Source organism: Synechococcus lacustris Maggiore-St4-Slac (genome assembly GCF_024345595.1).
Taxonomy (GTDB): Bacteria; Cyanobacteriota; Cyanobacteriia; order PCC-6307; family Cyanobiaceae; genus Synechococcus_D; species Synechococcus_D lacustris.
Genome location: NZ_JAGQBK010000009.1, coordinates 1 through 26,931 on the forward strand (window position 1 = coordinate 1; position 26,931 = coordinate 26,931).

Below are 26,931 nucleotides of genomic sequence, written 5' to 3' on the forward strand. Positions count from 1 at the left end.
CGAGAGGACCGGGAGGAACGCACCTCTGGTGTACCAGTTATCGTGCCAACGGTAAACGCTGGGTAGCCATGTGCGGAGTGGATAACCGCTGAAAGCATCTAAGTGGGAAGCCCACCTCAAGATGAGTGTTCTCATGGCATAAGCCAGTAAGGTCACGGGAAGAACACCCGTTGATAGGCTCTACGTGGAAGCGCAGTAATGCGTGAAGCGGAGGAGTACTAATAGACCGAGGGCTTGACCATAAAAATCTCAACAGATACTGAATTGTTTGAATTCGGTTGAGATGTAAGTTTCCAGAGCTATCTCTAGTTTTTAGTTAAACTAGATTTTGTTAACCTATGCAGTTCTCAGGGCTCAGCCTTGAGGGAAAGTTATTAGTTAGAAATAGCTACTAGCTATCCTGGTGTTCATGGCGCAGTGGAACCACACCGATCCATCTCGAACTCGGAGGTGAAACGCTGCTGCGGCGACGATAGTTGGGGGGTGGCCCCCCGCGAAAATAGCTCAATGCCAGGTAAAAATTTCCTTAAATCAGATAGGTCTCTTTAGATCTGTTCCTTAGCCACCCCACAGCGGGTGGCTTTTTTTATGGGTTTGCTTCCTATGTTTAAGCAGTTTTCACGCCTTGCCATTAGGCAATCCAAACTGGTTATTCGTTTGTGGAATCGCCATGGTTGTGTTGATCTAAGTGCCGCCTTTGCTTTCCATAGTCTTCAGTCTATATTTCCATTTTTATTGCTTTGTTTAGGTATTGCAGCTAGGTTATTTGGCCAGGCTGATGGTGCCTTAAAGCAAATTATAGATTTTACAGAACAAGTTTTACCTGATGGTAGTAGTGCATTAATTGCTGATATTTTAGAAACCTTAATTCGGCAAGGTAGGGCCGCTGGAGTTGTTGGTGCAGTGGCTCTATTGATAACAGCTAGTAATGCCACCCTTTCTTTGCAGCGCGGTTATGACCGCCTTTGGATGGGATTACATGATTCGCCGCAAGTTAGTAATTCTTGGCAATGGCACCTTAGGGATTTGTTGCTGCAACGGTCAAAGGCAATATTTGGCGCATTATTGCTTTCTTTTTTGTTGTTAATCAATCAACTCACCACACCATTTAAGTTGATTTGGCATAGTATCTGGTCTTCATTGGCCAGTTGGTCTTTAGTGTTGCCTGAATTTTGGCAAATTCCAGCACGGTCAGCCACCTCAATATTTTTTAGTTGGCTAGGTTTATGTTTTGGAATAATTGTATTACTTAGTTTTTTGCCCCGCAGGCGACCTCCCCTTGCGTTGCTTTGGTCTGGTGCTGTGTTAGTGGCAACTCCACTTACCCTATTGAACCCATTATTAGGGAGATTGTTGATCTGGCTATCTTCCAGATTTTTTGCCTATGGTTTGGTGGGAGGGGTAATTGTGCTAACCCTTTGGGTGTGGTTACTTGGTTTGATTCTTTATTTTGCTATGGCCTGGACCGTTGCACTGGCTAGGTTTACAAAAAATGTGCCTTTCAATCCAACAGCATAACTTCCTTAGTCCAATACTATAACTTCGGCGATTTCTATTGTTTCAAAATTTCCCCGTTGTTGTTGATGGCGTTTCGCAAATTTAATTAGTGCAACACCTGCTGTGCGCATCATTAAAGCGTTTAATCCCCCGCTTAAAATTGCCCCCCCGAGTGGAATTAATCTGCCCATATTCCACACGCCTCTATTAAGGATAGTTGTTAGTGCCTTTTGCCTTAATACTCTGCTGATTGCTCTTTCACCAAGCTTGCCACCAACAAGCCTCAGCAGTTCATTAACGCTTAAACCCAACACAGCAGCAAGCAATAATGGTTGTTCACTTTCTTCACTAATATTGAATTCGAAAATTGATAAAATTGCTGCTGCTAATTCAACTTCAGCATATAAAAAATATAGGAGGTCTCCCCCTCCCGCCGCAAGGCTAATTACACCGCCGATACTTGATGCAGCTCCACTGCCAGCTGTTCGCCACATCGCAGATTGGATTACTGTTTCGCTCAATTCATCCTGTGATTTATTTGGGTATTTTTGTTTTAGTTGTTTTGCCCATGCCACTCCTTGGTTTTGGGCGCGTTTCAGCGCTGCTGAAATTATTGGAAAATCAAGAATATTGTTTGATTTATTCATTGATTTTTAGCTATTGATTTCGAGTGATTCTTCTTGTTTTATTCTGTTTAGGTGTCTTTCTCGCAGGGCAAGAAATAGGGGTGCCCCAGCTGCAAAGGCAACACTAATACTTATTAATATTGGCCATTGGCTGTGTTTCATCCCAATGCGTTTGCTTTCTGTAATCATCCAAATCAAAATTGCAGTAGCACCAATTGCTAGGTCCCAGCTGAGTGATTGGCCGGCCGCATTGCTCGCGGCATCCGTTACGAATTGAGCCAGTTTAAAGCCTCCATAGGTTTGGATGAATTGCCAATTCGCTTGCTGAGTTAGCACTAGCCCGGCTAGGGCGAGGCTAAAATAAATTACTTGCCTTAGGTTTGATCCATTAATTAGTGGGCTGGTTTTTGAACTTGTTGTATTTATAACTACATCGGTATCCAGATCTATTTTTGCATCTATATCTTGAGCTAATTTGTTATCCATCGGTGGAATTCTGATTTGTTAGCTCGCTGATTGTAAAGCCATCGGGATCGAGTTGTTTGATGTCTTGGACAACTTGCTCGAGCACACCCCGGCAGTGCTTCTCTAGCTCTAGGGCCTGTGCATAGAGCTGCGGCAGCTCCTCCAGGGGGATTTGCTCGCTCTGCAAAGCTTCGATCAGTTTATTTAAAGCAGCCTGCGCTTCGGCATAGCTGAGTTGCTTCTGGTTTGATTTTTTCATGGTTGTTTGAGCCAGTTTTTTACCGTGAGCCCAAGTTGTCCACCGCTTAATTGGGCTGTTAAGGCGTCGCCGCTTTTAAGCCCTTCACCACTGCGGATCACCTTGCCATCTGTTCCCTTGAGAATTGCATAGCCCCTGCTTAAAAGCCTCTGGGGGGAAACCGCCTGCCGCAGGTTGATCAGGTTGTTTAGTTGCCAGTGGTTTTTCTCCAAACGCCTCTCAATCAAGCTTTGGCATTGCTTGGTTAGCTTTTTTTGCTGGTGTACCTCCCATAATCTCAGCATGCGGTTTTGTGGATACAAACGCCATTGCATTCCCATCTGTTGGAGCTGCTGGGCTTTATGGGTTCGATCAGGCAAAAGGGCAACGATGGCGGCAGTGGGTGTTGCAGCCCGCTGATCAGCAACTAAATCAGCAACTGTGATGTCATCTTCATGGCCGATTCCAGTGATGGTTGGAATCGGACACCGGCTTAGGCAGCGAGCTAACGCTTCGCTGTCAAAAAGGGCAAGATCCTCCCTGCTGCCGCCACCCCTTGCCAAAACCAATGCCTCAATTCCGAGCCGCTGCCAGTGCTGTTCAAGTTTTTCAAACACAGCGCAGATTGCATCTTCCCGATCCCCTTGCACAGGTATGGCAACTACCCTGATGGCACACGCAGGCCAGCGTTGTTGGGCGGTGCGCAGCAGATCGGCAAGGGCTGAACTTGGCACAGCCGTGAGCAGGGCAATGCAACTAGGAAATTCTGGTAGCGCCCGTTTGCGCTCGGGTGCAAGCAAGCCCTCCTCAGTTAATTTCGTTTTCACAGCCTCAAATCGACGCAGCACCGTAGTGAGGCTGGGCCTGATATCGAGCACCTGCACACTCAGGTTGGCCCTTGCTACCCAAAAATTCAACTTGCCAACAACTACTACCCCATCGCCATCTTCAGGGCAATAGTTAAGGCGTTGCAGAGTGGAAGCCCATGCCACCGCTTGGATCGTGGCATCTCCATCCGTAAGGCTGAACCAAAGATGCCCCTTTTTGAGCACAGGCTTCAGCACTGCAGCTTCGATTAAAAAGCGGGGGGCAAAAGCACGTTCGAGCAGTACCCCAATTGCTTCATTGAGTTCACGAACGGAGTAGCTGGGTAGATCCATTAATGCTTCAGTTGCTTGTAACAATGCCAACACCAAACACTGGCGGCGCTGCCTAATACCAACACCACCTGCCCCCAGGTGGTGTTGCAGCGCACAAGACCCACAAAGGTAATTGCAATGGCACTGCTGAGAATCCTTGAGCCATCACGGCGGTTTTGAACGAACAGCCCCATGGCACCTTGTATTAACCCAATCACCATATCTAGCTGCCCGCATTAAAAAAGGGCCTTGCGGCCCTTAGGGGAATAGCTTTTTAAATGTTGATTCGTAATTGGGTTACGGGGAATCAACCTAAACCGATTTGGGCCAGGATGCCTTGGCCGGTTAGAAGTTCTGTAGCAAGGCCAATAACGAAGCCCATCATGGCAAGACGGCCATTCCAGGTTTCAGCGAAGCTCACAAAACCGAAGCGTGACTGGGAGTCGGACATTGGTGCGAAGGGGTGAACTGCGTGAATTGTAACGTTTCTTGGCGCAAAGTTGACAGTATCCACGGAAACACTTTTTGCGCATATCAGGAATTGACATTGGCGCCGTTCTGAACTATCGCTTAACAATTGCTTGCGGTTCCCGAAATGACAGATCGAGCCGTGCAGTTTTTGGGTTATGGCTCCGCGCTCCTAACCACAGCCAGCTTCTTCCCCCAAGCAATAAAGGTGTTGCGCACCAATGAAACCAGGGGGATTTCCCTGCGCATGTATTTGCTTTTCAGTCTTGGTGTGCTGGGCTGGGGCATTTATGGCTGGCTGAACCGCGATTGGCCTGTTTTTGTGGCCAATTTGATTACCTTTCCTGCAACTGCGGCAATCCTTGATCGCAAGATCAGGGCCCAGCTGCTCCTAAGCCGAAAGGGTTATGAGCAGGGCCAGTAGGGCTGAACTGATAAAACCCATGGCCGCAAGTAAGCGAATAAATGGCCCCGCCAGGGACATGGAGGAGAACATGAAGAAAAACCGAAGTTCATGGTCATTCCGTTTTAGCCCCAATTTGCTGCGGCGTCCCTAGTTCGTTGCAGGCTGTTTCAATTGCTCGTAATGCTTAGCGAACGTGACGGGCGCCATCCACCGGGTGATATGGCTCGCCGGTGGTTTCTTCAAACACAATCGCCGGAAGGCCTGTTTCAAACATTGTTTGCAGGGCTTCCTTTAAGTAAGGATTCCAGCCACCCGTAGACACCTTGCCGTGGCGGACGGTCCAATCCCATGTGCCCTGCAGGTCGCGGGGGATGCGACCTTCCCTGTCTCTTCTGGCTACCAGATCTTGGGATTCCACTAAGCCCACCAAGATTGGATCTTTGCCGTAGGCGGGGGTAATGGTTAGCTCTAAACGCACGGGGTCGTCTTTCACCATGTGCAGTCGAAATCTGGGCGGTAGCTTTATCGCCTTAAGAACGGCTGCCACTACTTTTGTGCGCTGATCCACCTGAGTTGCTCCGGCTTGCATCGGTTCTTGGTTATCTGTTTCTACTAGCTTGCGCGATCGTCGGCCCGAAGCGGTTCGTTATCTCCGCTGAAGCGCACGGTAAGCAGCTCTTCTGTGGTGAGATTGCCATTTTTATCAAGCATCTCAGGATGAATAGTTATTTGTGGTTGTTTCCGGGAGCTGATGAAGCCCTTGCCCATAACGCGAAAGGCCTGCCAGAGAAGAACAACCATGCAGCTGAGGTATAGCAATGGGAAAAGCTGATTCACCTTGCTACCAATCTGATTACAACCATTATGGGAGTTGGTTTGCAACTGCGGCATGACCTTGGCTAAGCCCCTATTAATACTGGCGTTATCGGCATTAATTTCCGGCCCCGGCGCTGCCCTTGCCCAAAGCCGCAATTCGTTTGTGGCTGATGCCGTGCGCCGGGCTGGCCCCGCGGTGGTTCGAATCGACACCGAGCGCACCGTAACTAGCAACCCAGGGCGAATGCCCCAAATGCTGTTGATGGATCCATTGTTTCGGCAATTTTTTGGAGTGCCAGGCGTTGGTATGCCAAGCCAGCGCACCGAAAGGGGCCAAGGGACAGGGGTTATTTTTCAACCAGAAGGCTTGATCCTCACCAACGCCCATGTGGTTGATGGCAGTAGCCGCGTAACGGTGGTGCTGGTAGATGGCCGCAGCTTGGAGGGGGCCGTTGTTGGTAGCGATCCGATCACCGATCTTGCCGTTGTGAGGGTTAGCTCAGGTTCGCGGTTGCCCGTAGCCCCCCTTGGTAATTCCGATGCGGTGCAGGTGGGTGATTGGGCAATCGCCGTTGGTAATCCGTTTGGACTAGATAACACGGTTACGTTGGGGATTATTAGCAGCACAAATCGCAATGCCAGCAAACTTGGAATTACAGATAAAAGGCTTGATTTAATTCAAACTGATGCAGCAATAAACCCAGGTAATTCAGGGGGGCCGCTGCTGAACGCCGATGGTGAAGTGGTGGGAATAAATGCACTGGTTCGCTCTGGCCCAGGGGCTGGATTGGGCTTTTCCATACCGATAAATCGGGCCCGAAATATTGCAGATCAAATCATTAAAAACGGCAGGGCTAGCCATGCCATGGTTGGTTTAGTGCTTCAAGCCGATCCACGGGGCGCCAGGGTTGCCTCGCTACTGCCGGGTGGGCCAGCGGCTCGAGCGGGTTTGCAAACCGGTGATTTGATTACGAAGGCAGCGGGGCTTGTAATTAAAGACCCTTCCCAATTCCTAAAAGCAGTAGAGGCAACAGGAGTAGGGCAACCGCTTCTGGTGCAGGCTCAGCGTGATAGTAAAACCATTTCCTTTTCCCTTGTGCCAGTTGAAATGGCTCAAAGCCTTAAGCCTTAGAAATACAAATTTCGGATTAGTGTTTCCGAAGCTCAAAAGCAGCCTTGGAAAAGCGTTTGAAACTATCTCAATCCCTTACTCTGGCTGCAACCATTGCCTGGAATCAGGCGCAAATAAATAAATTGTTATACGCAGGGCGCGATGAAGACGCTATCGCAATTAAACAAGAGTTTCGGGGAGTAAATCAACCAAATCAAAAAACGATTTGGTTGCCTTTGAACAAATAAATTTTTTTTAATTACTCTCCATAAATTGTTAGCTTGTTTAGATGTTGGAATCCGAGGAAATTTGTTGTTTTATTACCCAAGAGGTTGCAGCCTTTTGAGTTTGCCAAGCGTTTAAAAGCTGCTTGGCAATGCCGCGCAGCACCGTGGGATCTGCCTCAGAATCGATGGCACGGCTGATACGTTCCATTTCGAATTTCTGGCCGAGGCTGAGCCCCAGGGTGTTCTCCATGGTTTCAACGAAACTGTGGAAATCTTAAGAACTATTTCAGTCGGTTGCGCGGCTGGGCTGCCTAGGGAGTTTGCGTTTCTGAGTTTTCTCCGCCTTCGCGTAGATCCTCAACGCAACGGGTAACGCAGGCGCCATCTTCTAGGGAGCATTCGGTGATGCATTGGAAATAAGCCTCCACTGCATCCCAGGCTTGGCCATTGCTGGCGTTGATTTGGTTGAACTGAGTCACGCGGGGGTACTTCGCGGTGGTTCAGTCAGCGTATGAACACCAATCAGCTTGGTCTACAAAAATGAGTTTTGTTGCCTACGCAACTGTGAAGTTGCGTGTTGAGGTGCTAATTCGCTCCCAGGAAAAAGCCTTTAAAACTGGGGTGAGGGTGAGGGTGTCGCTGGCGAGGTTGAATTTGTAGCGGCTGAGGGCCCCTCGCTTCACGGCTAAACCGCGGATCTCCCCCAGGTTTTGGATCAGGCGGCATTCAACTATTTGGGCATCGCTAGCCCATTGCTTGCGCAGCTTCTGTTGAGTCCTGGCGAAAGGGGAGGCCATGGTCCCAAAAAGACTTTGTTTCAACTGCAATTGAGCACCTCTAGAGCCCATGGGCAACACATATTTTTTACTCTTCCCCATACCTGTTGAGTGCAGCCTCCACAGCTGGTGAAACCACAACTGCTCACCCCAGGTGTGGCGCCTTGGCTCCTATTGCTGTGGGCATTTCCCCACTTGGAATTGACTGCTTTTCAACCTGGTCTTTTGCGCCGGCTTTCGGCCTTGCTTTTTTGTTTGAGCCGGTTTGCGGCTCTTTTGGCTTCTTTCTCAGCCTCCGCTTCGCTGGTTTGCAGTAGTTCGAGCTCCTCTTGCTTTTTCTGTTGGTAGTAGGCGTAGTCGCCTCGATAGAGCAGTAACTCCCCATCTTTTATCTCAACAATCTTGTTGGCAACCTGGGCGAGGAAATAGCGGTCGTGGCTAACGATCAGAGCTGCGCCTTCGTATTCCTGCAAGGCTGATTCCAGCATTTGTTTGGCGGGAATATCCAGGTGGTTGGTGGGCTCATCTAGCACGAGCAGATTGCAGGGACTCAGCAGCATTAAGGCCAGGGCGAGGCGCGCTTTCTCTCCACCGGAAAGCTTGCCCACCTCTTTGAATACCGCCTCATTGCTAAAGCAAAAGCTTCCAAGCAATGATCTCACTTGGGTTTGGGTCCAATCTGGAACTGCCTCAAACAGCGTGTCGATAACGGTTTTGGTGAGATCAAGGGCTTCTGCTTGGTTTTGCTCGAAATAGCCGGCAATCACGTTGTGCTCACCTAAACGAGCTGAACCCTCATCCGGTTTCTCGCTGCCCATAACCAAGCGCAGCAGGGTGGACTTGCCTGCGCCATTGGGGCCCACAAAGGCGATGCGATCCCCCCGCTCCACCTCAAGGTTTGCGCCAAGAAACAAAATATTGTTCCCATAGCTGTGGCTGAGATCCTCGATAACGGCAATTTGACGGCCGCTGCGGGGGGCGGGGGGAAATTGGAAGCGGGGGCCACTAACGCCTTCAATTGGTGCATCAAGTCGATCTACCTTTTCAAGTAACTTTTCGCGGCTTTTTGCCTGGGTTGATCTGGTGGCGCTGGCCCTAAATCGATCGATGTATGCCTGTTGACTCGCCAGTTCTTTTTGTTGGCGTTCAAAGGCGGATTGGCTTGCCTCTAGCCCTAGGCGTTTTTGCTCGAGGTGCTCGCTGTAATTACCCAAATAACAGCGGGAAACCCCCCGCTCTGTTTCAACAATTTGATTGCATACACGGTCGAGAAAAGCACGGTCGTGGCTAATAACTACCTGGGGAACAGTTTGCTCGCGTAAATAGTTTTCAAGCCATTGAATCGTTTCAACATCAAGGTGGTTTGTGGGTTCATCAAGCAGCAGCAGATCGGGCTCTTGTAATAGGATTTTGCCAAGGGCAATACGCATCTGCCAGCCGCCCGAGTAGTCGCCCACAAGCGCTTCTGCTCCAGCGGCGCTAAACCCAATCGTAGGTAACAACTTATCTATGCGCGCATCGAGTTCATAGCCGTGGAGGGCCTCAAAACGGTTTTGCAAAGCGCCCAACTTTTCGATTAACTCATCCAAATGCACGGGGCATTCGGCCGCCGCCTCGGAGGCCATAGCTTGCTCCACGGCACTTTGTTCGTTCAGTACTTCTGCGGCCTCGCCAAAGGCTTGAAAAAGCTCTTGCCTCACGGTGCGGTGCAGATTTACATCAAATTCCTGCTGTAAATAAACGATACGGGGATCACCCTGTTTGATAACTGAGCCGCTGGTTGGTTCTTCTAAACCGGCAATGATGCGCAGCTGGGTTGATTTGCCAGCTCCATTCACACCAACTAGGCCGATCCTGTCGCCGGCTTTTACCTCCCAGGTCACATCCCGCAGCACCTCGCCGGTGGGATAGATCTTGCAGACCCTCTCCAGCCTCAGCATTGCCTGTTCACCAATGGGCAGACCTTACCAAGCGCGGGGCAAGGCAGACTCCCTTAACTTCCTTTGGCTGCTGAAAGCAGTGGCATCGATGCTCAAGCGCTTGGAACAGGTAACTGCCCTTGTGGTAGCAGCTGGTTTAGCCATAGTGAGCTATTGGCTTTTCTTTAGTTGGGCCCAAGGGGATAGCCAAAAACCAATGCGCATTTCAGAACCGATAGCAAAACCAAATCAAAAAGAAAATCCAAAACCCTTGCCAAGGGCAAACTAAAGCTGGTTGAGGCTGCCAAACATGCAGCCCACATAGCGGCGTGTGAGTTCCCTTTGCTGTTCGCTCTTGTGTTCACCCTGTTGCAACAGAAAACCAGCCAGGGCAGCTTGCAACAGGCGGTACTGATCCCATTGGGGATGTAGATCAATGAATTTGCCCATGGCCTCAAAAAGAGGACCTGGGAGAGGCGTTTGAAAACTCACCTGATATTCCTCTGCTTTCAAGGTTGTGACGGAACGCTGGACCAACGGTTGGGCTCAAGAGGTGCACCAGTACGCCACGGGAAAAGCGATTCGTCAAAGTTGGGGGTCGCCATGCTGTCTACCCGATCTAAGGGCTTAGATCGATTGCCATGGCTGAGTTGTTTTAGGGATTGCTTCGGGGGCTATGGGCCGGCCTCGCCCAGGCTCTCCCCGTCAAGGGCCAAGCTGCTTGAGGCAGTTATTTCCCCAGCTAACTGCCAGGAACTGGCCATTTTGCCTTTGCCCTGGGGAAAAGCCCATGGCGCCCTTGGGAAAAGCAATCGGAACTGGGGAAAACGATTGTTGATTAGTAGGGCTTATCAATGGGACATTTTTGAACGAATCTCATGCGGCCATTTCCTCGGGGCTTTCCACCGCTGAGGCATCTTCCATGGTGCGGGCATCAAGGCAAAGCACTTTGCGCAGCTGGGCGTAATTGCAGGCCATGGCGCTGCGTCCCTCTTGGTTGGCGCCGTATTCGGCCTTTTGCAGCACGTGGTGCAGGTGGGTGAGCAGGTAGGTGCTGATTACGGCAGATACCAGCACATCGCTCTTTTGGGGGGATGGGGCCATGGGCGGACATGCCTCTGGATGAAAAGCGAAACCCAACTATAGTGTGGGATACTACCCATGACACTCTTACTACACTGGTGAGTGTCGCAGACATTGGGTTCCTTCCTGTGGCCACCCGCCAAGCCTCCAGCAGTGGAAAATCCAAGTCCCCCCGCATTCAGGTGGTTTTGCCTGAGGGCCTATGGGAGAGCCTTGCTGCCGCGGCGGAGGCCGATAGCCGCACGGTTAGCAACATGGCCAAGGTTTTGATCCAGCAGGGGTTAGAGCGGCGCCAACCCCGCCAAAGCAACAGTGAGCTTCTGCGCAGCCAGCTGGAACGCCAGCAGCAGGCACCAGCACCACGGCTGCGGGGAAGACCCAGGCGAATTCGCCTTAGGGGTGCACAACTACCCCCAATGGCCCCTGGCGGCTAGCACCCGTAACCGATGGCAAGCCCGCTGCTACACCCCGCTGCTGCCACCAAGCCAATAGAGCAAAGGCAAGCGCCTCCCTCTGCTGATGGGGGATGCCCAGCTCTGCTAGCGGTCTTACCCACACTCCAGGGCAGCGCTTTTGCAGTTGCAACATCAAGGCTTGATTGCGGCAACCTCCACCGGAAACCAACAGCTCCAATGGCTTCACCCCCCTTCCCAGATCAGCGGCCACAGCTGCAGCGCTAAAGGCTGTGAGGGTGGCGATTACGTCTTCAGCGGCGCTCACCCCCACTTGTTCAAGTTGTTTAAGCCGTTGCTCTAAATTTTGGCGGCCAAAAAGTTCTCTGCCTGTGGACTTTGGTGGTGGCTGTGTGAAGTAGGGCTCCGTTAACCATTCCTGCACTAGGGGTTCACACACTTCACCTGCTAGGGCCCAACTGCCATCGCTGTCGTAGTTTTTGGCGCCGCAGCTAAAAAATTGAACAGCCAGGTCGATCAGGCTGTTTGCCGGGCCGCAATCCCAACCCTGTAGCGCCATGGCTTGATCGGGCCCCTGGGCCGGCGGCAGCAGGGTGATATTTGCAATCCCGCCAAGATTCAATACGCCGCGCCAACCGCCAATGCTTGGAATTAATGCCCTGTCTGTAGTTGGCACCAATGGGGCGCCATGGCCTCCACGGGCTAAATCGGCAGCACGGAAATTGCTCACCACCGGCCGTTGAAGGATTTCCGCCAACCTCGGTGCGTTGAGGCATTGCCAGCTGGCCCCCAGGTATTCCCCCTGGGGAGGTTGATGCCAAAGGGTTTGCCCATGGCAGCCCAGCAGTTGAGCCCGGCTTGAAGGGTCGGTTAAGCGGGCGCAAATCGCCTGGGCGTTTGTAATTTCCTGTTCAAGTTGCAAAAAAGAAGCTGCTGAGAGGGGTTGCCCCTGCCCAGCAGCGATTATTTGCTCTTGTAGCTCTATTGGGTAGGGGTGATGGCCACTGCTTAGCAGCTGCCATTGCGGTTTGTTGACGCGGCCCCAGAAGCGCACCAGCACACCATCAACCCCATCGGCGCTGGTGCCACTCATTAGGCCCAGCACCGTTAGGCCCATCTCAGCGGTTGGGTTGGGGGGTAGTGCGCAGGTAGGGCTTGATCTCTGTTACGCCCTTAGGGAATTTGGCCCTTGCTTCCTCAGTTGGGATTGAAGGCACCACTACGCAGTCGTCGCCATCGCACCAATTAACAGGTGTGGCCACCTGATGATTGTCGGTGAGTTGGAGCGAATCAATCACCCGCAGGATCTCTTGGAAATTGCGGCCAGTACTGGCGGGATAGGTGATTTGTAAACGTAGTTTTTTGTTTGGGTCGATGATAAAAACCGACCTAACTGTGAGGTTGTTGAGCGCATTTGGATGGATCATTCCATATAGATCGCTAACGCTTTTATCGGCGTCGGCAAGGATGGGGTAATCCACCAAGGTGCATTGGGTTTCGTTGATATCACCAATCCAGCCCTTATGGCTTTCGGCGGAATCAACACTTAGGGCGATCGTTTTTACATTGCGCTTCTCCCACTCAGGCCTCAGTTTTGCCACCTCACCCAATTCGGTGGTGCAAACAGGGGTGTAGTCGGCAGGGTGCGAAAACAGCACCACCCAGCTGCCCTCTGCAAAGTCGTAGAGATTGATGGATCCCAGCTGGGAATCTTGGGTGAAATTGGGAACGGTGTCGCCGAGTTGAAGCGCCATATGCATAGGAAGTACGCGCTTTGATGCTGGCACAAGCCCCCCACCTCGCACCATACCTATGACAGGCTGGCAACGATGAGCACTCCCCTAGCGCTGTTCAACGGCAGTTATTTGGGTGAGAAGCCCACGGGAATTGGAGTTGTGGCAAGGGATCTGGCCGCTGCCCTCGAGCCCGGAAAGTTTCCAGCCGTTTGGCCTAAAGGGCTTTCCCCCAGCCATGGCTCGAGGGGCCATCTGCGGCGACTGCTCTGGACCCAATTGCAATTGCCCCAGCTCTGGAGAGCTAGTGGCGCACCCCTACTGCTATCCCCTTTGCCTGAGGCACCGTTGGCAGTTGGGGTGCCAACGGTGGTTCTAGCCCATGATTTATTGCCCCTGCGCTACCCCCAGCCCTCGCCACTTTTGGCTTATCACCTGGCATACGTGCCTTTGGTGTTGCACCGGGCCCGCCATGTGTTGTGCAATTCAGAGGCAACAGCAAGGGAGGTGCACGGCCGCTTGAGAGTTCCCCTGCGGCAGTTATCAGTGCTGCGCTTGGGCTTTTCTCAAGGCCTACTGAGGCCGATGGCATTACAACGCCAACCATTCCTACTAGTACTTGGCCGCCATGATCCCCATAAAAATTTGGCCCGTTTGTTACGCGCTTTTGCGCGCCTCACTAACCCCGAGCAGTTGCTTCACTTTGTGGGTCCCCACGATCGTCGCTACACCCCCAAGCTGCAACAGCTGGCCCTTGACTTGAACATCAGCCAGCGTTGCCGTTGGACCCCATGGGTAAGTGACACAGAACGGCTTGAGTTGCTCAATCGGGCCACTGCATTGGTTATTCCAAGTTTGTGGGAGGGTTTTGGTTTGCCAGCCCTAGAAGCCATGGCCTGCGGTACCCCCGTTTTGGCTTCAACGGCAGGGGCTCTTCCTGAGGTGGTGGGACCAGCCGCCTTGCCTTTTAATCCGATCGATCTAGCTGAAATGGCAGCTGCCATGGCTCAAATTTTCAGCGACGCTGAACTATTTCGCCAATTGGCTAGGGCTGGCCTGGAGCGAGCGGCGCAATTTAACTGGGCTGATACGGCAGCTGCCCTGCAGGAACGCCTGGAAAATTTGGCTAGCTAAATCCGGCTAATTCACCTAGCCAGCCAGCGGCCACTTTTAGGGGAAGTTGTTCACCGGGAAGGCGGGTTAGATAAGCCCATCGGCGCATTTGCTGGGCTAGGGGACCCGCAAGGGTTATGCCCATTCCCGTGATGCTTGCTTCCCCCACCCCAAGGCTGAGCATTTCACCTAGGTCGCTCCAAGCAAAATCCTCCAGGGGTTCAGCAGCGAGGGAATGCATCACATTGCGGGCAACAACTGGCGCCTGCTGAAAGGCCACCTGGGCCGTGGCCGGCAAGGGGGGATCGTGGGGCACAGAGGCACCGTCCCCAAGGCTGAAAATCTCTGGGTGGCCCTGCACCTGCAGGTTTGCCAAGCAAATCAGCTTGCCATTGGTTTGTTTTGCAAACGCGCCATCAGGTGGTTTGCTTATTTGACCAGCAGTCCAAATCACAGCTGCAGTGGTGAGTTTTTCGGGTAGGTCTGCCCCCTCTTGCTGTAGCTGCAGTTCATTGGCAGCCACCATCAGCACCTGGCAATGGCAGCGCAGGCGCACATCGCGGCGTTGTAGGGCCTGTAGCGCCTGGTTGCGGTTGAAGGCCTTGGCATTGGGCAAGCATTGGGGCCCCTTTTCAAGCAGTTCCACCACTGCAGCCCCCTGCAATAGGTCTGCAAGTTTGCAGGCCAATTCCACCCCACAGGGGCCAGCCCCCACCACAGCTATTTTTTGGAGCGGTTGGGGTTGATTTTTTAGTTGCTTTATTAGCGCCTGCAAGCGTTCCACATCGCTAAGGCTGTGAAAACCCTGGGTGTGGGCCTGCACCCCAGGCACACCAAATCCGAAAGGGGTTGCTCCAGTTGCTATCACCACACGGCTGTAGCTGATTTCCTTGCCGCCAGCTGTGTAGAGCTTTGAAGTTTCTGGGTTTATTTGGCTCACACGATCTTTTAACCAGCCGATGCCATGGCCGGCCAGCAGATTGTCGTAGCGAGGAGCTAGCTGCCATTGGGCTAGTTCGCCACTCAGTAGTTCGTAGAGAAACGGCAAAAATACGAAGCGGCCGTTGGGTTCTATTAAGAGAAGTGGCGGATGGTTTGGACGCTTTGCCAATTCCAAAGCGGTGTAAAGGCCACCAAAGCCCCCACCAACTATCACAATCGGCGCCAGCACCACAACCTCCGATTTATGGCCAGGCTACGGGGTTAAGCGCGAAGATGCGTTTGGTTGATATTTGCTGAATGGGGCGTTCAACGCTCGAAATTGAAGTTGAGCTGGATGCATGCCAAGCCCAACTTGCTGGGCTTGATGCCCCTGCCCAATTGCAATGGGGTTTGCAGAAATTTTCCTCTGGGTTTGCCCTCACCACCAGTTTTGGCATTCAATCGGCGGTTTTGCTGCATCTTGCCCATCAATTGCAGCCCGATATTCCCGTTTTCTGGGTGGATACCGGCTACCTACCGCCTGAAACCTATGACTACGCCGAAACCCTTAAGGATTTACTGCAGCTGAATCTTGAGGTGGTGCAACCTGCCATGAGCGCTGCGCGCATGGAGGCCCTAATGGGCAAACTATGGGAGAGCGAAGAGCCCGGTGCGCTGGCCACCTACCACCGCTTGCGCAAGGTGGAGCCCCTTGACCAAGCTTTGCTGGCTAAGCAAGTGAGCTGCTGGGCCAGTGGGGTTAGGGCGCGACAAACGGATCACAGGGCAACCATGGCACCCCTTGAGTTGGTGCGCGGTTGCTGGAGTTTGCGCCCCCTTTTGCTATGGACAAGCCGCGACGTGTACTACTACATGCAACAGCATTCTTTACCTGCCCATCCCCTATTTGAGAAGGGCTATAGCAGCGTTGGCGATTGGCATTCCAGTGGGCCAGATGGTGGCCAAGGTAGGGGCAGTCGATTCGCGGGCAAGCAGCAGGAATGTGGGCTTCACCTACAGGAATCAATGCTTGAAGGTGCTGGCATCTAAAAACGATGGAGCGGTTGTTATTGATTGGCAACAGCCGTTGGCATTGGTCGCATGGCGGCAGCTCTTGGCACACCAGCCCGGGGGAGGGTTTACGGCAATTTCAGCAGCAACCAGCTCAGCATTGGGCCGCTGTGGGCCTGGTGCCGAAGCCGCTTGAAGCTTGGCGCGGCTGCCAAATTTCGGCTGCTGATGTGCCCCTCAAGCAGCAGCAAGCTGGGTTGGGTGTTGATCGAGCCCTGGTGGGCTGGGGGGCCTGGCAGCGCAGCTCAACTGCAGTGTTGGTGGTTGATGCTGGCACCGCGGTGAGTTTCACGTTGGTTGATCGCAACGGCAACTTTTGTGGTGGGCGAATAATGGCTGGTGCTGCTTTGCAACTGAGCTCCCTCCACCAGGCCACTGCTGGCCTGCCAGCCGTTACCAAGCTTGAAATAACAGAAGCTTGGCCCCACACCACAAAAGAGGCCATGCAAGCAGGGGTGCTGAATGGAATGGCAGCTGCGCTTGTTTGTGCCGCTAAGGATCTACCCAAAGGCTGGGAAGGGGCCGCCATTTGGCTAACCGGTGGAGATGGGGAGCAGCTGCTGCCGTTGCTTGCAGCAGCTGGGCTGAAAACTCAATGGGCGCCAAATCTCGCCCTGGAGGCCCTTGCTGAAATCAAGGCTGAATTTCCAAGTCGCTGAGGATTGTGGATGCCATTGTTTCGGCTTTCACTTTTGTGTAAATCTTTTCAAGTTTGCCATCAGCATCGATAACAAAGGTGTGGCGCATCATGCCCATATATTCACGACCCATGAACTTTTTAAGACCATAACTTTCGTAGGCAGTGGCAACGGGGCATGGCTCTTCATCACTCAATAAAGTAAAGGGCAAGTCGTATTTTTCAATAAATTTGCCATGGCTTTTGGCGCCATCCTTACTGATTCCAAATACTTTGATGCCATTGCTTTTAAACACACTCCACTGGTCGCGGAAATTGCAGGCCTCTTTGGTGCAACCAGGGGTGTCGTCTTTTGGATAAAAATACAAAACAACCCTGCTGCCGCGTTGGGCCTCAAGGCTCACCATTTGGCCGCTCTCATCTGGAAGGGTGAAGCTGGGTGCAAGATCGCCTATTTGAAGTGCCATGGCTGCAGGTTTGGTCCCACGGGAGCTTAGGCAGTCGCGCTGGGGCTGGGGTGACCTGGGAAAACTTGCCCCTGGGGAACTAATGGATGGCACCACTTCCCAAGAGTTGGAATGGGCCAGATCCCTCCCTGCAGCAAGGCAAGAGAATTTTTTGCGCAGCAGGTTCCTGGTGCGCCAATGGCTGGCCCATTGGCTTGGTTGCAAACCAATGGCAGTGCCTTTAACCGCCCCCCCGGGGCAAGCTCCCCACCTAGGGGAGGAATGGGGCACGGTTAGTTGGAGCCATAGCGGACAAAGGCTTTTGCTTGGTTGGTCGCCACAAGCAGTGGGTGTTGATTTGGAGCGAGCCAATCGCCCGCTTGCGGCACAAGCTTTGTTGCAGAGATTTTTCCCCTTGCAAGAGCAGCAACAGTTGAGTTGCTTAAGCGCTTCTGAACTGCAGGGGGCGGTGTTGCGCAGTTGGGTGGCTAAGGAGGCTTTGATCAAACAAAGACGCAGCAGCATTTCCCTAGAGCTGGGGCATTGGTGGATGGAAAGCAAGCAGCCAAGGGCCATGCATTTGCCCACTGGTGTGTGGTGGCCAGTGCAGGTGCACTGCCTTTCCTTTGGAGCAGAACAGTGGTTTCTTGGCTGGAGTGGTGATAATTCACCTAGCCTGGAATATCTGGATTGCAGCTAGTTTCAGAGCACTTCTGCCCCAGCTATGCCACGCACCAGCAAGGTTGTACTGATTTTGTTGTTGAGCTTGGTGGGAATGGCTGGGTTGCTGCGCCTGCCTTTACTACCTCCGCCAGTGGCCCGCAGCAGCGCAGACACCACGTTGTCTGGTTTAGAGGCCCAAGAATCGCTTCAGGAGGTTCGTCAAGAGGCTGCGGCCTTAATGAGTAGATTTGTGGGTGGTGAGATCACCAGGCATTACTGGGGTGGGTTCACTCCATTTCTTGATGTGCTCGGCATCGAAATTCCGCCGGGGCTTGAGGCAAAGCTAGAAGTGTCTACAGATAAAGCCGTTTTTAGTTTGCGGCCGCGGCGGGCCCTAGAGCACTATCAGGCTGAGGTTCGAATTACCAGCAACGGCACCCGAGGTGTTGCCTGCCGAGGGGAGGGAGCCCCCAAGTCATTTCGGCTTGAGGGGGAAAGGCTGATCTGCCCGCTTGGTTGGGTAGCAATGATCGATCCCTCCGTTGATGGCTATCGCAAATAACTTTGTTGGGGTTTACGGATGGGGTTGGCTAATTTTCTTTTTGAAGCTAAATTAAGAACGACGTGTTTCGCTCTGCTCCCCATGCTGAAGCGCATTGCTGCTGGCCTTCTTGCCGGCGCTGCCATCTCCGCCTCCGCTCTGCCTGTTTCCGCTCAGCCTTCCCCTGTGCGTTGGAACTCAGGTGCAGCCGTTTGGACCACCAAATTCTCTGATTTCAACGACTTCCTGAAGTCGAAAGACGCCTACTCCGGCGAGCGCGGCCTCTCTTCAGGTTTAGCCGCTTCTGGCTGGACCGCCAAAGAGGTTCAAGCTGGTCTTTCCAAGACCTACAACGTTGATGTAGTTGGTGTTACCCGCTACCTCTACTCCAAAGACGGCGTTAAGTTCCTGCAGGATCAAACCCGCAGCTACTTCCCTTACTGGGCCCAGAAAGCAACTGCAGTTCAAGCCCTGCGTTCCGCAATCATCCTCGCTTCTGTAGACGGCAAGCTGTCTTCCGCTGCGATCATGAAGAACTTGCCCGTTGACTTCCGTTTGGCCGACACCTGCACCACCTTCGACGGTAAGCAGAACATCTGTGCTAAAGGCAAGTGCAAGGGTGAAGCTCAGTGCAGCTCACTGCTTTCCTGGTATGTGTTCCTGCCCGCCTGCATCCAGGCCAATCAGGTTCTCGATAAAGTTACCGCCGGCAGGCCTGCTGCAGCCGGTGCCGTTCGCGGCCTCTGGTGATCAGTTAATTAGATTTACTCAATTAACCCCGCCATTAGGCGGGGTTTTTTTTATGGCCAATTAGATGATGATGTTGCAAAGGTTGCACAAACTGGTTTCCTAACCGTTGCCGGTAATAATTCTCTAGCTCAGTAAATAAATCAATTGAAAAGTTTGCAAGCCACCATTGGCGATAGCTACTCTTCTTGCTGAACCAACGCTCTAGCCAGCTGGATGTGATCGAAACTAAAATTGTTTCCTGCCAATACTCATCTGAAACCTGCCAAGCAGAATTCTCAAGCTCAGTTTTAGCAACTTGTCCCCAATCTTGCAGTAATAACCACTCTTCTTCTGATTTAGTTGGGTTGGTGGTTGCGCAGTTAGCTTCCCTATTTGCTGATTTTAAATCCTCCTCTGGCAATAAACCAAAAGGACCACATTTCCCGTAACTAAAGAGTAGATCGATGCGACCTGTTTGAGTTACCAATAAATCAAGTTGTTTAAGCCATTTGTGGCGATCACTTTGATTTGCATTAACTAACGGATTATGAGTGATGATGTGATTAAACTTCCCACCTCTTTGGGTTTGTAATTTTTCAAGCTGCAGGGGATTTGCTTGGTGGATGGATGGTTTTTGCAGATTATCAAATAGCTGTAATTGTGTTTCAAGCCTTTTTGCTAACAGCTGATCTTCTACCTGTAAACAAACCAAGCCTTCAGTTGTTGCCATAATTACAGGCAATGCCCAATGAATTGAGGGGCAATTGCAGATCAAAACCCTATGCCGGGGCTGCAGGCTAATTCGCTGCCAAAAACGATTTTGTAATAGTTGGGCATAGCGGTGTTGCTGCTGTTGCTTAAGCCGCTCACCCTCCCAGCCAATGATTCCTGGCTTATAAAACATTTCACCTTGTAGGGCGCTTGGAAGATATTGCTGAGCCACCCAATTATTTGAGTAGTTATGAGGATATAAATAATTCTCTCCATCACCAAAGGCTGCTCCATCCCTGCTGGGATCCCGTAGATGCGCCGGTATTTCTTGGGCCCGCTCCAGCACCAAACTATTGAAAGCATCAAAATATGCTTTAGTGCTGTTGCTTTTGTTTGTATTTGCAAGGTAAAGAGTAGCTTGCACTAACGGATAGATACCCTCAGGTAAGCCGATGCGATCAAATGCTGAAGCACAGGCTTCAACTACAACCATAGCTTGAGGATCTGCAAGGCCAATGTCTTCCGCGGCTGCTATTAATAAGCGACGAAAAATAAATCGAGAATCTTCACCAGCCTTCACCATACGCGCCAACCAAAATAGAGCTGCATCTGGATCACTGCCACGAATTGATTTAATGAATGCGCTAATGGTGTCAAAATGAGCATCACCTTGTTTGTCGTATAAAACCGCTTGTTGTTGAATTGATTGTTCAGCAACGCTTAAATTAATTTCTATAATGCCTTCATTATTTGCCTGGCTGCTTTCAACGGCTAACTCCAAAGCATTAAGTAAGCTGCGGGCATCACCACCGGCCACGGCAACTAAATGCTGGCGAGCATCGGCGCTAATTTGAATACTTTTAGATCCATATCCATTCTCTTTGTCATCGATGGCCCGCTGTAGCATCAACTCTAGGTGAACTCGGCTCAATGGTTCTAGCCGAAATAATCTTGATCTACTTAATAGTGCTTTGTTAACTTCGAAAAATGGATTTTCCGTTGTGGCACCAATTAAAGTTACTGTTCCATTCTCAACCCAGGGTAAGAGTGCATCCTGTTGGGACTTATTAAATCGGTGCACCTCATCAATAAATAACAAGGTGCGTAATCCATGGCGGCCAAGTTTCTCCTGGGCCTGTTCAACCGCCTCCCTTAATTCACGAACGCCCGCTAACACCGCATTTAGGCTGCTGAAATAGCAGCGGCTGCTGTTGGCAATAATTCGAGCCAGGCTTGTTTTACCGGTGCCTGGTGGTCCATGCAAAATTATGCTGCCCAATCGATCTGCCTCGATAGCGCGTCGCAATAGGCAGCCGGGACCAAGGATTTCCTCTTGTCCAATAAAGTCGCTGAGGCACTGGGGCCGCAGGCGTTCCGCCAGGGGCGCTTGCCGTTGCAACTGCTGATCCCGTTGGTGGCTAAATAAATCCATAGGGATACTTTGCCGTTCTTCATCAAAAGATGGCAGGCTTAGGCCATCCGAATCATTCTTGTGCGCCAACTGCTTGCAGGGCTAATGCTGTTGGGGCTCCCCCTTACAGGATGTAGCCCTAAGGAGCCAAGCAAAAAACCGCTACCTGTTTCAACCTTGCAGGTGAAACCAGCCACTTTTCAAGACCTCGGGGATTACACCAGCACTTTGGAAGCTGTTGCTGAAGTGAAGATGGCAGCCGTTAGTAGTGGCAGGGTGCAGGCCCGGCTTGTACAGCCGGGGCAAAATGTGCAGGAGGGGCAAGAATTATTGCGTTTGCGGGTGAGGGAACGCACCGCTGATGTGCAGCAAGCCCAAGCCGATTTAGCCCGCAGTAATGCCCAGGTGGCTGAGGTAAGGGCAAAACTTGAAAAAGACAAATCAAATTACCAGCGTTACAACTACCTAAAGGGCCAAGGGGCGAGCAGTGCCCAGGAATTAGACGGCTATCGGGCCCAGTTTTTAGCCCAGCAGGCAAGTTTCAAAGCATCCTTAGATGGTGTAGCAGCTGCTAAAGCAGAACTTGAGGCGGCCCGTTCGCGCCTATCAGACAAAGTTGTGGCAGCGCCCATCGCTGGCCAAGTGGGTGATCTATTGGTAAAAGTTGGTGATGTGGTGAAAGAAGGTGATCCATTTACAACAATTACACGAAATGATTTGCTGTTAACTCGCATTGAAATACCATCAAATTTAAGCGGGCGGATCAAACTTGGCTTACCCGTTTGGCTAAGGGATACAAGCGATGCAAAAGTTTTAGCAAAAGGTATCGTTAGTTTTGTTAGCCCCTCCGTTAATAGTGGAAGTCAAGGTATATTAGTAAAGGCTGAATTTCTAAACCCTGAGGGTAAATTGCGCACTGGTGAGCGGGTGCGTACCCAGGTGGAATTTGCTAGGCAGAAGCAATTGGCTGTGCCCTTTTCAGCGGTTGTGCAAAGCGCTGGTCAAAGTTTTGTTTATGTGCTGGGTAATGCCAATCAGTTGCCAGCTGAATTGAGGCAAAAGCTTGAACTTGCACCCTCGGCCGCTGTGGCAATTAAGCTGCCGGTGCGCTTGGGCGCCTTGCAAAATAACTGCTACCCAGTGTTGTGGGGGCTGGGGGCTGGTAGCAGATTAATTAACAGTAATTTATTGAACCTTCGCAATGGCAGCGCTGTTAAAGCACGACCTGTTCGCGAGCGGAAATCCCTATGTACCCCAATTGGTTGACCTTCGCTGCATCATCACTTAAATTGGAACTAAACGCGTAAAGAACCGTGGGGATACATACTGCCAGCAAACCATTGATAACAAAACTATTGACAACAAAACCATTGACAAGAAAAACATTAGCAAACAAACTGTCTTGTAATAAAGTATTAGCCTTCCTTGGCCTTATTCCATTACTTGTCTTCACTGGATGTGGCATGCCAAAACCACTGCCACCCCAAAAACCTAAATTTAATTTGATCTACCCCAGCAGCAAGCGCTTTGATGATCAAGCAACCTATCAAAGTACACTGGAATCCATAAATAATGTTCCTCTGGCGGCGGAGATTGACGGAAGAATAATTGCAATGCCCATGTATGAAGGTCAAAAAGTAAAAAAAGGAGCTCCTTTATTTACCCTTGATCAGATTCAGCAAAAAGCAACCGCTGATTCTTCTGCAGCGGAGGCCCGCAAGGATTTGGTTAATGCCGAGCGATATATATTTTTAAATAATCAAGGCGCTGTTTCCACTAAAGATCGTGATTATTACGTTACCGCTGCAATTCAAAGTGCCGATCAAGCCAGATCGGATAAGGCAACCCTTGGATATAAGAATGTTGTTGCTCCGATCAATGGAACGGTAGGTAACATAAATCATAAACTGGGATCGGTTGTAAGAAGTGGCGAATCAATAGTAAATATTGTTGATAATAGCCGTTTGTGGCTAAGGTTGAATGTGCCAGGTGAGCTCAGCTATCGATTGAAATTAGGAATGCCTGTGCAATTAGATGTTTCAAATAAGCCAGAAATTCGCGTAAATGGGAATGTATCCTTTATCGCTCCAGCTTTAGATAAGCAAACCCAAACGCTGCTAATTAAGGCTACATTTGATAACCCAAGTGGTGTTTTGCGCAACAACCAAAGGGTTAGTGCGAGATTGTTATTCGCTGCTTCCACTAGTCTGGCAATACCGGAGGCAGCAGTATTTTTGCAAGCGGGAAAAACCTTTGTATTCACGGCGGTATCCCCAGCTGAGGCTAGAAGAACGCTTGGTAGGCCCATCGATAAGCAGGCCCTACCTGGTTCCCTTGTGGCGCTTCAGATGCCAGTTGAGTTGGGTACTTTGGAGAATGGCTTTTATCCGGTGCGAAATGGTTTAGGCGCTTCTGATCGATTGGTTTTGGGTAATCTTGCCCAAATTACTAGCGGCGCAGTGGTGGCATCGAAATGAGTTTATCCGACACTTTTATTCGCAGGCCGGTACTAAGCACTGTTTGCAGTATTTTAATTTTGATGGCAGGTTTGATATGTTTACCCCTGTTGCCAATTGAAAATCTACCTAATATTGCACCCCCCACAATTCAAGTAACAGCGAATTTACCTGGAGCTGATGCGCTTACGGTTGAAAGTGCTGTTACAGGACCATTGGAAGAACAGATAAATGGCGCCCCGGGAATGGATTACATAACATCCAACAGTACCAGTGAGGGAACAAGTCAGATAAACGTATATTTTACCCCTGATACAAATTCAGATATTGATCAAGTTAATGTATTGAATCGTGTTCAAACTGCAAGTGCTCAGCTACCCGATCAAGTTAATGCCCAAGGTATAACTGTTCAGCAAACGGCTAGTAGCTATCTTTTGGTTTATAACCTCACTTCTAGCGAGGGGCAATTTGATCGAAATTATTTGAACGGACTATATCAATTGAATTTGGCATACCCCCTTGGTAGGGCCCAGGGTGTTGGGCAGGTGAATGTTTTTGGTAGCAGTAATCCTGCCTACCGCCTATGGGTTGATCCGCTCAAATTAGCCCGCTTCAATTTAACCGTATTAGATGTTACTAATGCCCTTAAATCCCAAAACCAAATAGTTATTGGTGGTTTCATTGGTGGCCCACCTTCCGTTGCCAGCAATCGATCCACATTCCCGATATTGGTGGAAGGAAACCTTAAAACAGTTGAAGCTTTTGAAAATCTCATCCTCAGCACTGGGCCTGGTGGTTCCGATACCGCTAAGGGCCCAGATGGCAGCTTGATTAGGTTGAGGGATGTGGGTAGGGCGGAATATGCATTTCAAAACTTTTATCAGTCTGCTGAGAATGTATTAACAGGAAATCCTTGCATCGGTTTTGGGGTTATCCAGTTGCCGGGAACAAATGCTATTAAAACTGCTAAAGCTGTTGATCAAGTACTTTCAGACTTCAGAGCTACTTTGCCTCCGGGCGTAGTACTTGAGAAGGTTTTTGATCAAACGGATTTCATCAATGCTTCCATCTATGGAGCTCTCGATGCCCTTAGGGATGCGGTGGTGTTAGTTCTATTGATAATATTTTTATTCTTGCAGGATTGGAAAGCAACGATGGTACCTGCTCTGGCATTGCCAATCGCCCTCTTAGGAGCATTGGTTTTTGTGAAGGCATTTGGATTTTCAATTAATGAATTAACACTTCTAGGCATTATTTTGGCTACAGGATTAGTTGTTGATGATGCCATAGTTGTAGTTGAAGCTGTTTCTGCGAAAATCGAAGCTGGGGATAAGCCCTTTGCGGCAGCATCCAATGCAATGAAAGAGTTAACTGGGGCGATAATGGCAACCGCACTTGTGCTGTTGGCTGTTTTTATCCCCGTTACTTTTTTCCCGGGTGCAACCGGTGTTATCTATAGACAATTTGCCCTAACTATAGTTTTTGCGATATTAGTTAGTACATTTAATGCCATAACTGGTAAGCCCTTGCAGTCTGCCCTCCTCCTGGGCGGTGGAAAAACCAATCCCAGCGGTTGGCAATGGGTTGTAATAGCGGGTTTGTTTGGCACCGGATATGGATATCTATTTGGGGGTTGGCCATGGAGCATTGGCTTTGGCCTATTGGGTGCATTAGTTGGCGCCTTCCTGCAGCCAATCTTCCGTGGATTCAATCACTTCTTTGCAGGTCTGCAGCGGGCCTATAGCGCCTTGCTTGCCAATGCAATTCGTCTACGCAGGCTAATTATTGCTGCACTACTTGGTGGTGTTGTTTTAACAGGCTTTGCCTTTGTGGCTATTCCCACCGGTTTTGTTCCCACCGAAGATCAAGGCTATGGTCTAGGCATCATTCAATTGCCACCACAGGCTTCTATCGAAGCCACGATGGAAGTGGCCTCAAAGGTGCGCGCGGTTGTTTCTAAAGAACCTGATGTTGTTAGTGGTGAAGTTGTTGGCGGCGCTGGATTTAATGGTGGATCTTTAAACCAGGGTCTTTTCTTCTTCGGCTTAAAACCAATTGAGGAGCGTACCAATCCAAGTCAATCTGCGAACGCAATCATAAGGAGAATGAACTTGGAGTTTCGAAAGATTCCTGGAGCCTTGGTTTTGGCGCAACCGCCAGCTGCCGTGCCAGGTTTTAGTGCCCAGGGGGGTGTTTCCTTCCAGTTTAATGATTTAAGTAATGGTGGATATTCTTTCACTGATCTGAGTAAACTAGCCAGTCAATTAATTAGGCGATCCCTTGCAACAGGTAATTTCTTTAACCTCTATACGCAATTTGTTAGTGATGCCCCCGCCTGGCGCCTGGAGCCAGATCGGGATCGAATGGCATCTATGAATGTAGATTTCGGCACTGCTATGCAGGTATTGGGGGCGCTTAATGGGGGTGTGTTTGTTAATCAAACCTATGAAGATGGACAATATAGGCAGGTTTATGTGCAGGCGGAGGGCAGTAAGCGATCGGTTGTTCAAGATCTTGATAATTTGTATGTTCCAAATGCTTCGGGTCAGCAAATCCCCCTGAGTAATTTTATCAAAGTAAAACTTGATAGCTCACCACCAATTGTAAGCCATTATAATTTATATCGATCTGTGTTAATCCAAGGTGTTGAAGCTATCGGTAAGAGCAGTGGTCAGGCAATAGATAGCCTTGCAGATAACTTCCGTCAGTTGAATTTTAGTAATATCGGATCAGCTTGGTCTTCTTTAAGTAGATCTGAGGTTGCGGCTGGATCCCTTGCAGCGTTTGTTTTTGCCTTGGGCATCATCGTTGTTTTTCTTGTACTTTCTGCCCAGTATGGCAGTTACTTTGATCCTCTGGTTATCTTAATGACCGTTCCCCTGGCCATGCTTGGCGCCTTGATTTTCCTTGTATTGATGGGGCAGGTAAATAATGTTTATGCCCAAGTTGGCTTGGTTACGCTGATTGGCCTAGCGGCCAAAAATGGAATTTTGATTGTAGATCTTGCCAATCAACGTATGGATACGGGCTTAACGGCTGCCGAAGCGGTTCAGGGTGCAGCTGAATCAAGATTCAGGCCTATCCTCATGACTGCTTCGGCTGCCCTCTCGGGTTTTTTCCCTTTGGTTATTGCCAGTGGCGCAGGGGCGCTGAGCCAGCGGTCGGTGGGTTCAGTGATCTTTGGTGGCTTGCTGGTTGCCACTGTTATGAGTTTATTTGTGGTGCCTGCTTTTTATGTTTTTATCAAAAAACTTGAGGCTAATTGGTTCCCAGCCAGTGTTTCTTTAAATAACTAATGCCCCTTCCCCATCCCCC

The 26,931-nt window shown here is 50.5% G+C and carries 34 protein-coding genes and 2 rRNA genes; 17 read left to right on the forward strand and 19 right to left on the reverse strand.

What is annotated here, in order from left to right:
* The 3 genes from KBY68_RS07835 to KBY68_RS07845 form a co-directional block, all read left to right on the forward strand.
* Nucleotides 1-242, forward strand: a 23S ribosomal RNA gene (locus tag KBY68_RS07835); the annotation flags it as partial.
* A 157-nt stretch (nt 243-399) separates the two neighbouring features.
* Nucleotides 400-516: ribosomal RNA gene (gene rrf, locus KBY68_RS07840) — 5S ribosomal RNA — on the forward strand.
* A gap of 72 nt (nt 517-588) precedes the next feature.
* Complete coding sequence (locus KBY68_RS07845; protein ID WP_255096646.1) at nt 589-1,518, forward strand: YihY/virulence factor BrkB family protein; 930 nt, start codon at nt 589-591, stop codon at nt 1,516-1,518.
* Nucleotides 1,519-1,523: 5 nt separating this feature from the next.
* Here the strand turns inward: KBY68_RS07845 and KBY68_RS07850 are convergent, their stop codons facing one another.
* The 6 genes from KBY68_RS07850 to KBY68_RS07875 all read right to left on the reverse strand — a co-directional run bounded on the left by KBY68_RS07850 (nt 1,524) and on the right by KBY68_RS07875 (nt 4,416).
* Nucleotides 1,524-2,144: a hypothetical protein gene (locus tag KBY68_RS07850; RefSeq protein ID WP_255096647.1), complete on the reverse strand. Its 621-nt coding sequence runs from the start codon at nt 2,142-2,144 to the stop codon at nt 1,524-1,526.
* Nucleotides 2,145-2,150: 6 nt separating this feature from the next.
* The gene (locus KBY68_RS07855) at nt 2,151-2,609 is read right to left on the reverse strand and encodes a DUF2834 domain-containing protein (RefSeq protein WP_255096648.1); all 459 of its coding nucleotides are present in this window, start codon (nt 2,607-2,609) and stop codon (nt 2,151-2,153) included.
* Complete coding sequence (gene xseB, locus KBY68_RS07860; protein WP_255096649.1) at nt 2,602-2,847, reverse strand: exodeoxyribonuclease VII small subunit; 246 nt, start codon at nt 2,845-2,847, stop codon at nt 2,602-2,604. Before xseB ends, KBY68_RS07855 begins: the two co-directional genes overlap by 8 nt.
* Nucleotides 2,844-4,016, reverse strand: a complete 1,173-nt coding sequence (gene xseA, locus KBY68_RS07865; protein WP_315855657.1) for an exodeoxyribonuclease VII large subunit — start codon at nt 4,014-4,016, stop codon at nt 2,844-2,846. The genes xseB and xseA overlap by 4 nt, the downstream gene beginning before the upstream one ends.
* Nucleotides 3,986-4,159, reverse strand: coding sequence for a hypothetical protein (locus KBY68_RS07870; RefSeq protein ID WP_162842878.1), 174 nt, complete (start codon nt 4,157-4,159; stop codon nt 3,986-3,988). The genes xseA and KBY68_RS07870 overlap by 31 nt, the downstream gene beginning before the upstream one ends.
* 113 nt (nt 4,160-4,272) lie before the next feature.
* Nucleotides 4,273-4,416, reverse strand: a complete 144-nt coding sequence (locus tag KBY68_RS07875) for a CAB/ELIP/HLIP family chlorophyll-binding protein (RefSeq protein WP_106498787.1) — start codon at nt 4,414-4,416, stop codon at nt 4,273-4,275.
* Nucleotides 4,417-4,560: 144 nt separating this feature from the next.
* Between KBY68_RS07875 and KBY68_RS07880 the strand changes: the two genes are divergently transcribed.
* On the forward strand, nt 4,561-4,857 hold the full coding sequence (locus KBY68_RS07880) for an SWEET family sugar transporter (RefSeq protein WP_255096651.1): 297 nt from the start codon (nt 4,561-4,563) through the stop codon (nt 4,855-4,857).
* 166 nt (nt 4,858-5,023) lie between these two features.
* Here KBY68_RS07880 and KBY68_RS07885 read toward each other — a convergent pair whose 3' ends face one another.
* Nucleotides 5,024-5,407 carry a DUF8663 family protein gene (locus KBY68_RS07885; RefSeq protein WP_106498820.1) on the reverse strand — a complete coding sequence of 128 codons (384 nt, stop codon included), beginning with the start codon at nt 5,405-5,407 and terminating at the stop codon, nt 5,024-5,026.
* 44 nt (nt 5,408-5,451) lie between these two features.
* Complete coding sequence (locus tag KBY68_RS07890; protein ID WP_255096652.1) at nt 5,452-5,730, reverse strand: DUF2973 domain-containing protein; 279 nt, start codon at nt 5,728-5,730, stop codon at nt 5,452-5,454.
* Here KBY68_RS07890 and KBY68_RS07895 point away from each other — a divergent pair.
* Together KBY68_RS07895 and KBY68_RS07900 are read left to right on the forward strand one after the other, a co-directional pair.
* Nucleotides 5,729-6,787 (forward strand): trypsin-like peptidase domain-containing protein, encoded by a 1,059-nt coding sequence (locus KBY68_RS07895; protein WP_255096654.1) that lies wholly within the window; start codon nt 5,729-5,731, stop codon nt 6,785-6,787. The two genes, KBY68_RS07890 and KBY68_RS07895, sit on opposite strands and share 2 nt — an antisense overlap.
* A 44-nt stretch (nt 6,788-6,831) precedes the next feature.
* Nucleotides 6,832-7,014, forward strand: a complete 183-nt coding sequence (locus KBY68_RS07900; RefSeq protein WP_255096656.1) for a hypothetical protein — start codon at nt 6,832-6,834, stop codon at nt 7,012-7,014.
* 37 nt (nt 7,015-7,051) lie between these two features.
* On the opposite strand, the gene KBY68_RS07905 is transcribed toward KBY68_RS07900, so the two are convergent.
* From KBY68_RS07905 to KBY68_RS07920, 4 genes are all read right to left on the reverse strand, one after another.
* Nucleotides 7,052-7,243 (reverse strand): hypothetical protein, encoded by a 192-nt coding sequence (locus tag KBY68_RS07905; RefSeq protein WP_106498782.1) that lies wholly within the window; start codon nt 7,241-7,243, stop codon nt 7,052-7,054.
* Nucleotides 7,244-7,304: 61 nt separating this feature from the next.
* Nucleotides 7,305-7,472 carry a DUF8642 family protein gene (locus tag KBY68_RS07910; protein WP_162532469.1) on the reverse strand — a complete coding sequence of 56 codons (168 nt, stop codon included), beginning with the start codon at nt 7,470-7,472 and terminating at the stop codon, nt 7,305-7,307.
* Between the two features lie 75 nt (nt 7,473-7,547).
* On the reverse strand, nt 7,548-7,790 hold the full coding sequence (locus tag KBY68_RS07915) for a hypothetical protein (protein WP_255096657.1): 243 nt from the start codon (nt 7,788-7,790) through the stop codon (nt 7,548-7,550).
* 191 nt (nt 7,791-7,981) lie between these two features.
* The gene (locus KBY68_RS07920; protein WP_255096658.1) at nt 7,982-9,709 is read right to left on the reverse strand and encodes an ABC transporter ATP-binding protein; all 1,728 of its coding nucleotides are present in this window, start codon (nt 9,707-9,709) and stop codon (nt 7,982-7,984) included.
* An 88-nt stretch (nt 9,710-9,797) separates the two neighbouring features.
* On the opposite strand from KBY68_RS07920, the gene KBY68_RS07925 reads away from it, so the two are divergent.
* The gene (locus tag KBY68_RS07925; RefSeq protein WP_106498819.1) at nt 9,798-9,977 is read left to right on the forward strand and encodes a hypothetical protein; all 180 of its coding nucleotides are present in this window, start codon (nt 9,798-9,800) and stop codon (nt 9,975-9,977) included.
* Here the strand turns inward: KBY68_RS07925 and KBY68_RS07930 are convergent.
* Nucleotides 9,974-10,180 (reverse strand): DUF2811 domain-containing protein, encoded by a 207-nt coding sequence (locus KBY68_RS07930; RefSeq protein ID WP_390634986.1) that lies wholly within the window; start codon nt 10,178-10,180, stop codon nt 9,974-9,976. The genes KBY68_RS07925 and KBY68_RS07930 overlap by 4 nt on opposite strands.
* A 384-nt stretch (nt 10,181-10,564) precedes the next feature.
* On the reverse strand, nt 10,565-10,792 hold the full coding sequence (locus tag KBY68_RS07935; RefSeq protein WP_106498779.1) for a DUF8682 family protein: 228 nt from the start codon (nt 10,790-10,792) through the stop codon (nt 10,565-10,567).
* 107 nt (nt 10,793-10,899) lie between these two features.
* Here KBY68_RS07935 and KBY68_RS07940 point away from each other — a divergent pair, with 107 nt between their 5' ends.
* Nucleotides 10,900-11,205: a ribbon-helix-helix domain-containing protein gene (locus KBY68_RS07940; RefSeq protein WP_255096660.1), complete on the forward strand. Its 306-nt coding sequence runs from the start codon at nt 10,900-10,902 to the stop codon at nt 11,203-11,205.
* On the opposite strand, the gene KBY68_RS07945 is transcribed toward KBY68_RS07940, so the two are convergent.
* The gene (locus KBY68_RS07945) at nt 11,165-12,301 is read right to left on the reverse strand and encodes an anhydro-N-acetylmuramic acid kinase (RefSeq protein WP_255096661.1); all 1,137 of its coding nucleotides are present in this window, start codon (nt 12,299-12,301) and stop codon (nt 11,165-11,167) included. The two genes, KBY68_RS07940 and KBY68_RS07945, sit on opposite strands and share 41 nt — an antisense overlap.
* A gap of 1 nt (nt 12,302) precedes the next feature.
* The gene (locus tag KBY68_RS07950; RefSeq protein ID WP_106498776.1) at nt 12,303-12,938 is read right to left on the reverse strand and encodes a peroxiredoxin; all 636 of its coding nucleotides are present in this window, start codon (nt 12,936-12,938) and stop codon (nt 12,303-12,305) included.
* 75 nt (nt 12,939-13,013) lie between these two features.
* Here KBY68_RS07950 and KBY68_RS07955 point away from each other — a divergent pair, with 75 nt between their 5' ends.
* Nucleotides 13,014-14,051 carry a glycosyltransferase family 4 protein gene (locus tag KBY68_RS07955; protein WP_255096663.1) on the forward strand — a complete coding sequence of 346 codons (1,038 nt, stop codon included), beginning with the start codon at nt 13,014-13,016 and terminating at the stop codon, nt 14,049-14,051.
* Here KBY68_RS07955 and KBY68_RS07960 read toward each other — a convergent pair.
* Nucleotides 14,044-15,204, reverse strand: a complete 1,161-nt coding sequence (locus KBY68_RS07960) for an NAD(P)/FAD-dependent oxidoreductase (RefSeq protein WP_255096664.1) — start codon at nt 15,202-15,204, stop codon at nt 14,044-14,046. The genes KBY68_RS07955 and KBY68_RS07960 overlap by 8 nt on opposite strands.
* Nucleotides 15,205-15,269: 65 nt before the next feature.
* Between KBY68_RS07960 and KBY68_RS07965 the strand changes: the two genes are divergently transcribed.
* Nucleotides 15,270-16,001, forward strand: a complete 732-nt coding sequence (locus KBY68_RS07965; protein WP_255096665.1) for a phosphoadenylyl-sulfate reductase — start codon at nt 15,270-15,272, stop codon at nt 15,999-16,001.
* 5 nt (nt 16,002-16,006) lie between these two features.
* A complete protein-coding gene (locus KBY68_RS07970; protein ID WP_255096666.1) occupies nt 16,007-16,681 on the forward strand; it encodes a type III pantothenate kinase in 675 nt (224 codons plus the stop codon).
* On the opposite strand, the gene bcp is transcribed toward KBY68_RS07970, so the two are convergent.
* Complete coding sequence (bcp, locus tag KBY68_RS07975; RefSeq protein ID WP_255096667.1) at nt 16,656-17,126, reverse strand: thioredoxin-dependent thiol peroxidase; 471 nt, start codon at nt 17,124-17,126, stop codon at nt 16,656-16,658. The genes KBY68_RS07970 and bcp overlap by 26 nt on opposite strands.
* Between bcp and KBY68_RS07980 the strand changes: the two genes are divergently transcribed.
* From KBY68_RS07980 to KBY68_RS07990, 3 genes are all read left to right on the forward strand, one after another.
* Nucleotides 17,125-17,805: a 4'-phosphopantetheinyl transferase family protein gene (locus KBY68_RS07980; RefSeq protein ID WP_255096668.1), complete on the forward strand. Its 681-nt coding sequence runs from the start codon at nt 17,125-17,127 to the stop codon at nt 17,803-17,805. The genes bcp and KBY68_RS07980 overlap by 2 nt on opposite strands.
* Nucleotides 17,806-17,829: 24 nt before the next feature.
* Nucleotides 17,830-18,330 carry a hypothetical protein gene (locus tag KBY68_RS07985; RefSeq protein WP_255096669.1) on the forward strand — a complete coding sequence of 167 codons (501 nt, stop codon included), beginning with the start codon at nt 17,830-17,832 and terminating at the stop codon, nt 18,328-18,330.
* An 81-nt stretch (nt 18,331-18,411) separates the two neighbouring features.
* Entirely contained in the window at nt 18,412-19,059 is a 648-nt protein-coding gene (locus tag KBY68_RS07990; protein WP_255096726.1) for an alpha/beta hydrolase, read from the forward strand.
* 34 nt (nt 19,060-19,093) lie between these two features.
* Here the strand turns inward: KBY68_RS07990 and KBY68_RS07995 are convergent, their stop codons facing one another.
* Entirely contained in the window at nt 19,094-21,181 is a 2,088-nt protein-coding gene (locus tag KBY68_RS07995) for an AAA family ATPase (RefSeq protein ID WP_414716791.1), read from the reverse strand.
* Nucleotides 21,182-21,241: 60 nt separating this feature from the next.
* On the opposite strand from KBY68_RS07995, the gene KBY68_RS08000 reads away from it, so the two are divergent.
* The 3 genes from KBY68_RS08000 to KBY68_RS08010 all read left to right on the forward strand — a co-directional run bounded on the left by KBY68_RS08000 (nt 21,242) and on the right by KBY68_RS08010 (nt 26,912).
* Entirely contained in the window at nt 21,242-22,426 is a 1,185-nt protein-coding gene (locus KBY68_RS08000; RefSeq protein WP_255096671.1) for an efflux RND transporter periplasmic adaptor subunit, read from the forward strand.
* A gap of 197 nt (nt 22,427-22,623) precedes the next feature.
* Nucleotides 22,624-23,637 carry an efflux RND transporter periplasmic adaptor subunit gene (locus tag KBY68_RS08005; RefSeq protein WP_255096672.1) on the forward strand — a complete coding sequence of 338 codons (1,014 nt, stop codon included), beginning with the start codon at nt 22,624-22,626 and terminating at the stop codon, nt 23,635-23,637.
* Complete coding sequence (locus KBY68_RS08010) at nt 23,634-26,912, forward strand: efflux RND transporter permease subunit (RefSeq protein ID WP_255096673.1); 3,279 nt, start codon at nt 23,634-23,636, stop codon at nt 26,910-26,912. The genes KBY68_RS08005 and KBY68_RS08010 overlap by 4 nt, the downstream gene beginning before the upstream one ends.
* The last annotated feature ends 19 nt before the right edge of the window (nt 26,913-26,931 follow it).